This window comes from Draconibacterium sediminis, from assembly GCF_000949475.1.
In the GTDB taxonomy this organism is placed as follows: Bacteria; Bacteroidota; Bacteroidia; order Bacteroidales; family Prolixibacteraceae; genus Draconibacterium; species Draconibacterium sediminis.
Map to the genome: position 1 here is coordinate 83,102 of NZ_JRHC01000001.1, position 12,897 is coordinate 95,998.

Annotated in this window: 9 protein-coding genes; 1 reads left to right on the forward strand and 8 read right to left on the reverse strand. The window is 42.3% G+C overall.

Translation table 11 applies throughout. The features are described 5' to 3' along the window. Positions 1-7: 7 nt before the first annotated feature. A complete protein-coding gene (locus LH29_RS00340) occupies positions 8-1,846 on the forward strand; it encodes a TonB-dependent receptor (protein WP_045025592.1) in 1,839 nt (612 codons plus the stop codon). Between the two features lie 33 nt (positions 1,847-1,879). On the opposite strand, the gene porK (LH29_RS00345) is transcribed toward LH29_RS00340, so the two are convergent. The 8 genes from porK (LH29_RS00345) to topA form a co-directional block, all read right to left on the reverse strand. Continuing rightward, complete coding sequence (gene porK / locus LH29_RS00345) at positions 1,880-3,241, reverse strand: T9SS ring complex lipoprotein PorK/GldK (protein WP_045025594.1); 1,362 nt, start codon at positions 3,239-3,241, stop codon at positions 1,880-1,882. 105 nt (positions 3,242-3,346) lie between these two features. Further along, a complete protein-coding gene (gene porN / locus LH29_RS00350; RefSeq protein WP_045025595.1) occupies positions 3,347-4,198 on the reverse strand; it encodes a type IX secretion system ring subunit PorN/GldN in 852 nt (283 codons plus the stop codon). Positions 4,199-4,204: 6 nt separating this feature from the next. Beyond that, positions 4,205-5,812: a type IX secretion system motor protein PorM/GldM gene (porM, locus tag LH29_RS00355; RefSeq protein WP_082063356.1), complete on the reverse strand. Its 1,608-nt coding sequence runs from the start codon at positions 5,810-5,812 to the stop codon at positions 4,205-4,207. Positions 5,813-5,823: 11 nt separating this feature from the next. Then, the gene (gene porL / locus LH29_RS00360) at positions 5,824-6,732 is read right to left on the reverse strand and encodes a type IX secretion system motor protein PorL/GldL (RefSeq protein WP_045025597.1); all 909 of its coding nucleotides are present in this window, start codon (positions 6,730-6,732) and stop codon (positions 5,824-5,826) included. A 30-nt stretch (positions 6,733-6,762) separates the two neighbouring features. Then, positions 6,763-8,109 (reverse strand): T9SS ring complex lipoprotein PorK/GldK, encoded by a 1,347-nt coding sequence (porK, locus tag LH29_RS00365; protein WP_045025598.1) that lies wholly within the window; start codon positions 8,107-8,109, stop codon positions 6,763-6,765. Between the two features lie 111 nt (positions 8,110-8,220). After that, entirely contained in the window at positions 8,221-9,156 is a 936-nt protein-coding gene (locus LH29_RS00370) for a PorP/SprF family type IX secretion system membrane protein (RefSeq protein WP_082063357.1), read from the reverse strand. 117 nt (positions 9,157-9,273) lie between these two features. Beyond that, positions 9,274-10,425, reverse strand: a complete 1,152-nt coding sequence (locus LH29_RS00375) for an arginase family protein (RefSeq protein WP_157493511.1) — start codon at positions 10,423-10,425, stop codon at positions 9,274-9,276. A 53-nt stretch (positions 10,426-10,478) separates the two neighbouring features. Further along, positions 10,479-12,812 (reverse strand): type I DNA topoisomerase, encoded by a 2,334-nt coding sequence (topA, locus tag LH29_RS00380; protein ID WP_045025600.1) that lies wholly within the window; start codon positions 12,810-12,812, stop codon positions 10,479-10,481. Between the last annotated feature and the right edge of the window lie 85 nt (positions 12,813-12,897).

The window sequence follows — 12,897 nt, forward strand, 5'->3', positions numbered from 1 at the left end:
TTAAATAATGCGAATATTTATCTTCAGTTTTTTCATCCTACTAATCGCTCAAGGAATTGCAAGTGCACAAATGCACTTTGAAACCAACGACACCATAACAATTAACGAAGTGGTGGTTACCGGAACTCAGGTTCAGGTAAACCGCAACAATGTTCCAATGGCTGTTTCGGTTGTTAACCGCACTCAAATTGAGGAAAGTGATGAGTCGGCACTGCTACCGATTTTAAATGGCCGGGTGCCGGGTTTGTTTGTTACCGAACGTGGTGTTACCGGTTTTGGTGTGGCAGCCGGATCAGCAGGACAGATTTCAATTCGCGGAATTGGCGGCAGTCCAACCACCGGCGTTTTAATGCTCATTGACGGGCACCCGCAGTTTATGGGGATTATGGGGCATCCTCTTCCCGATTCATACGTGGCCTCGGATGTTGAACGCGTGGAGGTAATTCGCGGACCTGCGTCGATTCTGTACGGATCGAATGCAATGGGTGGTGTAATCAACATTATCACAAAAAAACAGGATACCGAAGGTGTTAACAGCAATGCCCGCATCTCTTACGGATCGTACAACACCCAGAAATACATGGGATCAGTGGGTTTCAAAAAGGATAAGTTTAGCGTATTTATTTCAGGAAATCATGACCAGACCGATGGCCACCGCCCCAATTCTGATTTTAAAATAACCAACGGATACCTGAAACTGGGTTACCAGATCAGCAAGCATTTTGATGCTGCAGCGGATTTTAGTGTGGCTGCTTTTGATGCATCTGATCCCGGTCCTGACACCCTGAATGCTTCGGCTGGAGAAACAATAGATATTTTGCGTGGCTACGGATCGTTTTCGTTGCGAAATAACTTTGAAAAAGCATCGGGAGCACTGAAGCTTTTCTATAACTTTGGGGAACACGAAATCACTGATGGTTTCCATTCCAACGACCATAATTACGGATTAAATCTGTACGAAACCTTTCAGCTTTTTGAGGGAAACAAGCTTACCGCCGGAATCGACTTGATGAATTATGGCGGGGATGCTGAAAATACTTTTGCCATGGGTGGAAAGGGACTGACTTTTGCCGATACTACCATTACCGAACTTGGTGCCTACCTGTTTTCACAACAAAACATTGGCGAAAAACTAATCATCAACGCTGGTCTTCGTTTCCATAACCACAGCGAATATGGTTCGGTATGGATTCCATCGCTTGGGTTTGCCCATTCATTCTCGTCTTCTACCACATGGAAAGGAACCATTTCAAAAGGCTTTAGAAGCCCTACAATGCGCGAACTGTTTATGTGGGGGCCCAATCCCAATCTCGACCCGGAATCGATCTGGAATTACGAAACAGGCGTAATGCAAACCTTTTTCAATGGTACGATGCGAACTGAACTTACCGCCTTTTTGGTTAAAGGCGATAACCTGATTGTTAATACAGGTCAGCCAAACGGATATCAGAATACCGGAGAGGTTTCAAACAAAGGAATCGAGTTCTCGCTGGATGCATCACCAACAAAAGCACTGACATTGAATGCAACATACAGTTATACCAATATGAAAAATCCGGTTTATGCTACGCCGGAACATCACCTGTTCCTAAATGCATCATACCGCATGAAAAAGCTGCTGCTGGTAGCCAATATACAACATGTGTCGGGTTTGGATAACGACCCAACGCCGGTTACCAACCAGGAAAGCTACACATTGGTGAATGCAAAGGCAAGCTACAACCTTACAAAAAATGTAAAACTATATGTTAGCGGAGAAAATCTGTTGAGTACGGATTATGCGGTAAACCGCTATTATACCATGCCAGAAGTTACCGTATTCGGCGGATTGAGTTTGATGTTCTGAAAAGAGAATTAGAGAAATACCTGAGAAGTAAGTTTATTCCTGGATACTGCGACGGCCACCCAAATCATCGCGGAAAGAGGTTCTTACGCACCGGAATCCGACATACGATTTTGCTGTGTCTTGGTACTCAAAAGTTCGCGTACCCGACTGTATGAAATAGGCAATGTCTTTCCACGATCCTCCCCGTACAACCTTCCGTTTCATTACGGCCGGATCGTCGGGACGGGCATTGTACTGAATTTCCGGATTATAATCATCAATGGCTTCGTAGCCTCCTTCAAAAAAAGCTGTTGATGTCCACTCGGCAACATTACCCGCCATATCGTAAACGCCGTAAGGATTAGGATCGAATAAACCCACTTTCATCGCTGTTGTGGTAGTCGGACTATCGGCAACATAATTTCCGCGCAATGGCTTAAAATTGGCCACAAAACACCCGTCAACACTTCGGGTGTAATAACTTCCCCACGGATACATTGTGTTGTGCATACCGCCGCGTGCTGCAATCTCCCACTCGCTTTCAGTTGGCAGGCGGTATTCGTGTGCCGGCGCTTCATCAGAACGGGTAAAGGCAAAATCCTGTAATTTATTACGCCAGTTACAAAATGCCCGTGCCTGATCCCATGTTACTCCAACAACCGGATAGTCATCAAATCCAACGTGCGAAAAATATTTGATTGTGAATGGCTCATTGTAAGTGTAGGCAAAATCTCTGATCCAACACAGCGTATCGGGATAAACAGGAACCGATTCGTGCATTAAAAATGAACTGCGGTTTGCAATCGGTACTACCTCTCCATCTGAGTTTACAACAGAACCTTCATAACGTTGCGTTTCATAATTATAGGCGTTACTGCGTTTTGCGGCTTGTTTATAGTCTACCCAGTAATATTCGTAAACGAGCTTACGGGTATCAATTTCCTTTTTATAACCAAAACGTTCGTATTCCGGCAAATACAGTTCTTCCATGGCCATTTGATACTCCGGGTCATCCCATTCAATTCGTTCTTCCCAGTTTATTTCCGGCTCTTCCAGCGGGGCACCGTATTTATCTTCTGTAATCAGGAAATCGGTGTAGGTTTGCCCGAGTAATTCGCGGGCTTTTTTATCGCGTACCCAATATACAAACTGCCGATACTCGTTATTGGTAATTTCGGTATCGTCAATCCAAAAAGCTTCTGTTGATACCGTTCGATTTGGTGTTATGGCGTATAGCTGATCATCGTTTGGCCCGAGGTTGTAGGCTCCCCTTGGCACATAAACCATTCCGTGAGGTGTTGGCTCAAACCATTTTTCACTTGTTCCTTTACCCAATTTAAGGTATTTGTTGCTTTCGTTCCTGCACGAAGCAAGCAAAAGCGTCAGTATGAACAAGTATGTTATGGTTTTTCTCATCAATAATTATTGGATGCTACATTTCTAAACGCCTTATTGATTTTAAAATTGTTTCAAAAAAAAGCCTTATGACAACATAAGGCTTTTTTTATGCTGGTTAGCGCATTAATATTCCCAAAGATCTTGTTCGTAATTAAAGATCTCGTCTTCAATTCGTTTTGATTCCAACATCGCTTCTTTTCCAACCAGGTATGAACTGATTTCGCGGTTGTTGTACATATTCGATTCCTGAACCACGTAACTATTAAACATACGTTTTATGAACAGGTCGTCGAAAGATTGTTGACGAGCTTCGTTGTACGGATTTTGAACCACGTTGGTTGCCAGCAACGGACGTGCTTCAGGATAATAAATCCAAAATACTTTTTGACGCTGTGGTTGTCCTGATGTATCGCCTTCGCGCATGTATTCGCGAATTGGGCAGATACCAAGAATACGCACGTTTAAAGTAGATGTTTGTTTATCGAAATACCACTGTTCTTTAATCATGTATTGTTTGATCTCGGTTGGGCGAATTTCACCCTGAACCTGAACTTGAGTCCGTTCACCGGTATCAAAGTCAATTTTCTCCTCGGTGGTAGCTTCCGCACCAAACCTCGCTTTTACCTGTGCAAAACTCATCGGAATTTTAAAGTCATCATCAGCCTGCGCGTCATACGGAGTAATCTGACCACTTTCAATTCCTTTAAGCAGTAAAGAGATCAGGTTTGTACGATCGGCAATGGGTATTGTCGGATAATAGAGCGGGATATTCATTTTCTCGCGCAAATCGATAACACGCCACAAGGTCTTCTGCCAGAAAACATCTGCCTCGCGAACCGGAACCAACGGCATTGGTTTTTTCTCGTAAATATCGTTTTGTTTATAGGCTCCGTTTACAATTTGGGCATCGGCACTTTTATGCATAATGCCTAACGCAAAAACAACCATTCCTATAAAAACAACTATCTTCTTCATAACTACCTATTTTACTTTGAAGGATATTGGGTCGAGATCACGGGTTGTACCATCATCTCCTAAGGCCTTAATATCTCCTATATAAACTATACTATTGATGTTCACATTCCTCAGCGCATTTTTTTGTTCCGCGGTAAAACGATTTGAATTTGACGGATAGCGGTTGGTGTATCCTCCGCTTGTTGTTTCCATTGTAAACTGAGTTACTTTGTACCCAAATTCAAAATCGAAATCTTCAAGTACCGCTAAAACACCATCCTGAATTTGTAACGTTTCTTTACGGATATCTCCTCCCGACTGACCATTAATTTGTGCTACCGGATCGGGAACACGCTTCACGCGCCATTCGGTTGTACCTATCAAACGTCGGCTTCCGTTAATTGTTGCGTAAACACTTACTTTAGTATTACGCCCCATTTCATCAAGATCAGTTGGTACCACTATATATGCATCACCTCGTTTGGTAACCCTTCCGTTGGTCATTTGAACTTCAAGATCTTCATTCGGGATGGCTCCTCCACCCACATCAAACGGGTTATCCAATCCTTTGTAGAACACGTTCATTTTGGTAGCCGACATGGTTACTGTTGGCTCCGACACCTGGTATTCCTGCTCAAAAGGATAGCTTTTAATAATTCCTCCCGGCGTTTTATATTTAATTAAACCGCTCCAGGTAAACTTACCTGCCTGGCTGGTATTACCAATGTAGGTTGCCTTGCCGTCTTTAACTTCAACCTCATTGCCATTGATCATGATAACAGGTTGTTGTGTGGTATCTTCAGCAGCAAGGAAAACTTCGGCTTTATATTCGTCGCCCATCAGTACTACATTCGAATTGGCAATAACGCGGGCTCCCAAACGGTTAAATTTAAATGAGCCTTCATCAATTTCAGCATACAAATATTTTGCTACCGATGCTTCAGAGTTTTTAACATCAATCTGAATTTTAGACAGCAAGGTCATTACCGCAATTAAAGGCTTATCTTCAAAGTGCTCCGATTCCCATGTTTTGTAGTTGCCTTCTCCTTTCGAACCTTTCTCGGGGTCTGAAGTTTTAAGCTCATTCATAATCAACTCGCGAAGTTCGCTGTCATCCTCGTTCACCAATGAGGAAAGAAACTCACGATATTCGATAATGGCATTTTTAAGATCGTTTGCTCTTTTTTGGGTGATCAGTAATTCCGACGGGCCGTTCATGTCATCTTTCTTGGCAACTTCAACAACCGTCCCGTCAACTTTTGTATGGTAATACCCCTCTTCATACATCGGGTTATCTTCATCTACCGGCTTTTCTCCGGAGTAAGCAACAACTTCGTCTTTTAATGCCCCAACGTAGTTTATCATTTCTTCCGATCGATTCCTCAATTGATCTGATTTATCTTTCCATTCCTGAACTTTGGTTGGATTTTCAATATAAGCCTGCTCAAATGCAGAATAAATCTGCTTATTCTGCATGTCCACTGCCTCGAGCGTTTGCAGTAAACTACTGTCTACCACACGAAACGCTTCAAGTACCTCAGCCGCAACGTTAAGAGCTAACATTGCGGTAAGTACAATGTACATCAGATTTATCATTTTTTGCCTCGGTGTTTCCGGACAATACTTTGCACCCATACGCTAGGACTTTATTTTTTATAGCTCATTGCACCCAACATGTTGCCGTAAATGGTATTTAAGGCTTCAAGGTTTTTGTTGAGTGATTCAGCATTTTCTTTATACTTTTTCAATTCATCAACCGAAGAGGTCAGGATGCTGTTCATTTCAGCAAGATCCTGGTTAAATTTCTGATTGGCTTTGAATTGATCCTGAGTATCTTTCAATTGGTTTTCGAAATTGCTGTTCAGGCTATCTAAATTTTTATTAAGTCTTTCCAGGTTCCCTGAATATTGTTTTGAACTGCTTCCAATATTCTCTAATTCACCCGATATGATATCTGATGATTTTTGATAAACGGCAGAAAGATTTTTTCCGGTTTCAGAAAGTTGAGTAGCAGCAACAGAATAGGAATCGATTAAGGTATTCACTGAACTGTTGATCGATTCGTTTGCCTTGTTGTTAATTTGGGCAAATGAGTTCATTGATTCTGAAGCCGATCCCAGGTTTTTAACATACATATCGGTGGCAAGTGTAGCCGAAGATATGTCGCTGATTCCCTTGGCAGTATTACTTAATTCTGCTAATCCTTTTCCAACACGGTCCATCAGTTCCGGAGTAAGCTCCGAGCTGCCAAAAAGTGTTTCCAAACCATTACTTTTGTTGGTTGTTCTCAACTCTTTTACTTCCTCAAGCTCGTAGTCTTCGTTTAATTCCGGATATACCTTATCCCATTCAGGAATACTGATTGGAGGCTCAAATGCTGAGAGGAAAAATATAAATGCCTCTGTAAGCAAACCTACGGTTAATAACTCGCTGGAGCCTTTCCAGTGTTCAAGTTTGAACAAGGCACCAACCATAACGACTGCTGCCCCCCATCCATAAACATACCCCATGAATGTTTTCCAGCGCTTAGTTTTAAATAGTTCTCCCAGATTCATATCGTTTGGTATAAAGTTTTGTTTTAAATACTAAAATTCTTCGCCAAAAGTAGAGCGAACGCATCGGAAACCTACGTATGATTTCGTCGTATCCTGATATTCGTAATTACGTGTAGAAACCTGCACAAACTGCGAGATATCTTTCCACGAACCACCTCTTATCACTTTACGTTTCATCACAGCCGGATCATCCTTGCGGGCATTGTATGTAAAGGTTGGGTTTAAATCACTAAAGTAATTGTAACCGGCTTCGTCGTATGCAGTGCTTGTCCACTCTGCAACGTTACCGGCCATATCATATAATCCGTATTCATTCGGATCGTAACTTCCTACTTTTATGGTTGCAATCGAGCCATCTTCAACATAATTTCCGCGAAGTGGCTTAAAGTTGGCCAGAAATACCCCTTTTTCGTCGCGGGTATAATAACCTCCCCATGGGTACATCGAGAAGTCTTTACCACCACGGGCGGCATATTCCCACTCAACTTCGGTTGGCAAACGGTAAGCCATTAATGTTGGCTCTCCTTTTTCCGACAAGTAATCCGTCTGAATTTTAGTACGCCAGTTGCAGAATGCATTTACCTGTTTCCAGGTAACACCTACAACCGGATAGTCGTCGAATCCGGGATGCCAGAAATAGCGCGTTGCCAACGGCTCGTTATACGAATAGGTAAAGTCTCTGATCCAGCAAAGTGTATCAGGATAAACATGCACCTGATCCTGCATCATAAACGAAGAACGGTTCTCAATTGGAACCAGATCGCCATCCTCGTTGTATACATTACCTTCGTAACGTTGTGTTTCGTAGTTAAAGCTGTTACTTCTTTTGGCTGCCTGATTGAGGTCAACCCACCAATATTCGTATACCAGTTTACGGGTATCTATTTCTTTTTTGCCAAAGAAACGTTCGTTTTCAGGCAAATAAAGGTCTTCCATTGCCATTTGCATATCAGGGTCTTCCCAATCAATCTTTTCATCCCAGTTTATCTGTGGAGGATCGATAATATTTCCCTTCCTGTCTTCAGTAATCATAAATTCAGGATACTGATCGCCTAACATTTGACGAGCCATCGATTCTTTTACCCATTCAACAAACTGTCGATATTCGTTATTGGTAATTTCGGTGTCGTCCATCCAAAATGGTTCTTGCGATACCGTTTTTGTTGGTACACCTGCCCTACTTGCGTCCTCATCGCTAGGCCCGATATTGAAACTTCCTCTGCGAACGTACACCATTCCCAGGGGCTGGGTTTCTTTAAATCGCTGCCTTCTTTCTACTCCTGTCAGCTCTCCGTTTCCTCTCCCGCCACCACCAAAGCAGCCGGCAAAACTAAGTGCAATCAAGAATAAGGTTGCAATAGAAAGTAGTCTTTTCATAATGTGTCTTTTATACTTTACGAGCTCTGATTAGTCGTTAAAAATAAGTAGAAACAATGAAATAATAAAATATTAAATTCCGTTCCTTTTCTTATTTTCACTAAACATATTTTACAAAAATCTAATACTCTTGTATTTTTGGTTACGATTTCTCTCTAAATCAATCGAATAACTTACAAATACTTCATGCGAACCAAAACCAGTACGGCGCATTGCCGATGTTACAAAATCGAATGAATACCCGATTCGCATGCCATTAAACAGTTCCATACCAAGAAGCAGAGCCACTGCTTCCTGATGACGATAAGATAGACCGCCCCAAAATTTGTCGTTATAAACTATATTCGTGTTAATATCAAATTGTACAGACGCTAAATCTGTTTTTACTAAAAACGACGGCCACAATTCAAACAACGGATCAGCAAGTTTAATATTGTACCCGCCCATTAAATAATAATGTCTCGTTAAAAAATCAACAGCAACGTCATCGTATCTTATAGCGCCCTGATTAAGATGCATTGCCGAAAAACCTGCATAATAATTGTTTGTATAAAGAAAAGCTCCAAATCCAACATCAAAAGCAATTTGACTCGCTTCGCCTTTTGGGATGGAAGGATCTGAGTCGGGCGGTGTATACATACCACCTTGCGGAATTACCCATTCACCATTTACACTGTAATTAAACAGTCCGGGCGACAAGCCCAACCCCAGGGTTCCGATAGAAGTAGTAACTCTATGTGCCAAACTCAATGTAACCCACGTGTTATCATAAAATCCCAACTTGTCGCTTAAAACGCTAATTCCAATCCCTTCTGTCCTGTCAAACGCATTTACCGCAGCATCAGCACTAAAAACAAGCACTTTACCGCTCCCCGACCACTGGTACCTGGTAATCAATAAACCGGTTATGGCATCGCCGGTTCCGGCAAATCCGGGATTTACACCTAACTTATAATACATATTATTGGTGTATTGTGGATCTATTTGACCGTACGTAACCAGTGTAACCGACATTATGATGAACAAAAAAGATACAGCCTTTCTCATACTTCTCTTTTCATAGGGCAATTTAGCCTTTTCTCTGCTGCGGCAAAGAAACAATTTTTAGTTGTTTGTAACAATCAACTGTTAACAAGGTATGCAAAGAACGTTTATTAGAAGCTATTATTTTACTATTTCGTCGGTTTTTTGAACATATTTCAACCAAAGCTCAGGTATTTCGTTACTACTGGCCACCTCGTAATCTTTTTCTGAACAGGCAAAATATCTGGTTTCGTTGTTTATTGCCTGCACCTGAACCCACCATTGTCCGGTAGTGTCGTTTTTATAAAATACAAGCGGCGCCGGAAGCTCGGGTATTTCCACACTATATACCGAAAATCCATCACCCTGCTCCGGTTCTCGTCTGTCTCTGATAAGGTAGCCCTGAACAAAATACCAAACCAGCTGTGCGGCCAGGTTTAACGACAATTCTCCCGGCTCCTCGCCGATATTTAAACCAAACAAACCAAATACTTTTAAACGATTACTTGCCCCGGCGTACTTCATTAACTGGCAAGCTTCGTCGGCATACAAACCGTTAGGGAGATTCAGACTGTTGGGTGCTTCAGACGACTTTAACGCCGCCATATCAAAAGTTAAAAAGTCGCTGTTTCGAAGAACCGGCTCGGCATCGGCAATATTATCACGCAGTTTCCCCAAGCGCAAATGCACTCCAATCCCTTTGGTCTTCTCGAAATAAACATCGGGAACGTAATGACTCTGATAAGCCAGCAAATTAAACTGAAACAGATCGGGAAGGGCTTTAAAAACCTGCGACAGATAATTTGTTGAACTTAGCGACTCAACTCCCTTTTTCACATCTAAAAAGGCATCGATAGTGCTAAACGAGAAAAAGGGATTCGACTGGAAAGCCTGACAAATGCCGTAGCTGTAATCCTGGCTTCCGCCAAATACAATAGTAACAATATCCAATTCGCTCAGGTAATCTACCACATCGCGCAGTGCCAGGTAATTTCCTTTGTGGCTGGTTGATGCTTTCAGGTTACCCAAATCAATAATGTTAAGTTTCCCAACTCCGGCCAAACCGTAAAATGCTTTACGCAGTTTATCGGGCGTTGCCGTTCTTTTAAAATCATCGTGCTTGCTGTTAAACGGAACGCCAACAATAGCCAGCTCAATATTTTTTAAACGGCCTTCCTGCAATTTAACGGTATTCTTTTCAATGGTGGCTCCCATCGAATATTTCCAGGCGAAAGGTACATCATCGACATACTGCGAAAAATCAACCGCATCGAAGTAGGGAAACAAATTCATTTTTTTTGCTTTTAAAAATAAAGGCAAATGATCAAATCATCTGCCTTTATTCTTTATTTTTTTCTACCGCGACGGCTTTTAGGTTCCGGAGACGTCTCGATGATCTTCATACAATCTTCGAAAGTCAACTCCTCAGCTTTAGTCGTTTTTGGTATTTTGTAATTTTTCTTTCCGTGCTTTATGTAAGGCCCCCACCTGCCGTTAAGCACCTGAAGATCTGCGTCTTCTTCAAATATTTTAACAACAGCATTACGGTCTTTTTCACGCTTGGCTTCAATCAGTTCAATCGCTCTGTCGAGTTGCACCGAATACGGATCATCTTCTTTTCCTAGCGAAACAAATTTATTGTCGTGACGCACATACGGACCAAAACGACCGATGGCTACAGTTACCTTTTTGCCTTCGTATTCGCCTAATTCGCGAGGCAATTTAAACAAATCGAGTGCTTCTTCCAGGGTAATTGTTTCGATATGCTGACCGGTACGCAAGCTTGAAAACTGTGGTTTTTCAGCTCCTTCGTCCTGCGACACTTCTCCCAATTGAGCCAGGGGTCCGAAACGGCCAATCTTAACCGATACCTCTTTACCGGTTTTCGGGTCGATACCCAAAATACGTTCTCCTTTCGAGCGCTCCGCATTTTCAAGGGCGTGTTCCACTTTGCCATGAAACGGCTGATAAAACTTATCAATCATTTCATTCCAAACCATCTTCCCGTCGGCAATATCATCAAATTCCTTCTCAACATTTGCCGTAAAGTTGTAGTCCATGATCTCATCGAAATTGTCCATCAGGAAATCATTAACAACAATACCTATATCGGTTGGGAACAGTTTATTTTTTTCAGCTCCGGTGATCTCGGTCTTTTCTTCCTCTTTTATTTTTCCGTCTTTCAGGGTAAGAACAGTAAAGTTCCGTTCCACACCCGGACGCTCTTCTTTTACAACATAGTTTCGGTTTTGAACCGTTGTAATGGTTGGCGCATAAGTTGACGGACGACCAATTCCAAGCTCCTCTAAACGTTTAACCAGCGACGCTTCCGTATATCGTGGCGGACGTTGTGAAAAACGTTGTGTTGAAACCACAGAAGTCATCTCAAGAGCATCGTTTACATGCACAGGCGGAATTAAAGTCTGCCCATTTGCATTTGTATTTTCATCGTCGGTCGACTCAATATATACTTTCAGGAAACCATCAAAAACAATTACTTCGCCGGTTGCCTGGAATTTCTCCGTTGCATTCGACACATCGATGGTTACATTGGTGCGCTCCAAAATGGCATCGGCCATTTGCGAAGCGATGGTACGTTTCCAGATTAATTCGTACAAACGTTGCTCCTGCGACGATCCGGGAACCGTTTGGTTTTCCATGTAGGTTGGACGAATGGCCTCGTGAGCTTCCTGCGCACCTTTCGATTTCGTCTTGAATTTCCTGATCTTCACATAATTTTCGCCATGAAGTTCAGTGATCTTTTGTTTCGAAGTATTTAATGCCAGGCCCGACAGATTCACCGAGTCGGTACGCATGTAAGTAATCTTACCACTTTCGTACAAACGTTGTGCAACTGCCATGGTTTGCGACACCGAGAATCCCAGTTTTCTACTGGCTTCCTGTTGTAATGTTGAGGTAATAAATGGTTGTGCCGGCGTTCGTTTACCCGGTTTTTTCACCACATCGCTAACTTTAAACTCTGCTGATTTGCACTTTTCGAGGAAAGCGTTGGCCTCTTCGCGGGTTGTAAAACGTTTTGAAAGTTCTGCTTTTAATTCAGTAGTGTTTCCATCTTCATCGGGCACCAGGAAGTATCCGTTTACACGAAACCAGGTTTCCGTATTAAAATCGCGGATTTCGCGTTCGCGCTCAACAATTAAACGAACTGCTACCGACTGCACACGACCGGCACTTAACGATGGTTTTACTTTTTTCCACAAAACCGGCGATACCTCAAAACCCACAATACGGTCTAACACACGACGGGCTTGCTGTGCATTTACCAAATGCTCGTCGATATCACGCGGATTTTTAACGGCACGTGTAATGGCATCCTTGGTTATCTCGTGAAAAACAATTCGTTTTATTTTATCATCTTTCAACTTTAACACCTCTTTCAGGTGCCAGGCAATAGCTTCTCCCTCGCGGTCTTCATCGGAAGCGAGCCAAACCGTTTCGGCCTCCTTAGCTAACTTTTTCAGTTCTGTTACTATTTTCTTCTTATCTGAAGAAACTTTGTATCTGGGCTGATAATTGTTCTCAATATCAATCCCGAAGTCTTTCTTTTCCAAGTCTCTAACGTGCCCCATACTTGAGGTTACCACGTAGTCTTTTCCAAGAAATCCTTCTATTGTTTTCGCCTTTGCAGGGGACTCGACTATAACCAGGTTTTTGTGCATATACTTTCTAATCCGTTCTAAAAATTCTGCAAATTAAAGAAAATGATGAGCTAAGTTCAAAATTTAATGAGCTATTTTTTCATTT

What these genes read in the sequence shown, in the direction of transcription:
- LH29_RS00340 (WP_045025592.1), top strand. Translation starts at nt 8, where the DNA reads ATGCGAATATTTATCTTCAGTTTTTTCATCCTACTAATCGCTCAAGGA.
- porK (WP_045025594.1), bottom strand. Translation starts at nt 3,241, where the DNA reads ATGAGAAAAACCATAACATACTTGTTCATACTGACGCTTTTGCTTGCT.
- porN (WP_045025595.1), bottom strand. Translation starts at nt 4,198, where the DNA reads ATGAAGAAGATAGTTGTTTTTATAGGAATGGTTGTTTTTGCGTTAGGC.
- porM (WP_082063356.1), bottom strand. Translation starts at nt 5,812, where the DNA reads ATGGGTGCAAAGTATTGTCCGGAAACACCGAGGCAAAAAATGATAAAT.
- porL (WP_045025597.1), bottom strand. Translation starts at nt 6,732, where the DNA reads ATGAATCTGGGAGAACTATTTAAAACTAAGCGCTGGAAAACATTCATG.
- porK (WP_045025598.1), bottom strand. Translation starts at nt 8,109, where the DNA reads ATGAAAAGACTACTTTCTATTGCAACCTTATTCTTGATTGCACTTAGT.
- LH29_RS00370 (WP_082063357.1), bottom strand. Translation starts at nt 9,156, where the DNA reads ATGAGAAAGGCTGTATCTTTTTTGTTCATCATAATGTCGGTTACACTG.
- LH29_RS00375 (WP_157493511.1), bottom strand. Translation starts at nt 10,425, where the DNA reads ATGAATTTGTTTCCCTACTTCGATGCGGTTGATTTTTCGCAGTATGTC.
- topA (WP_045025600.1), bottom strand. Translation starts at nt 12,812, where the DNA reads ATGCACAAAAACCTGGTTATAGTCGAGTCCCCTGCAAAGGCGAAAACA.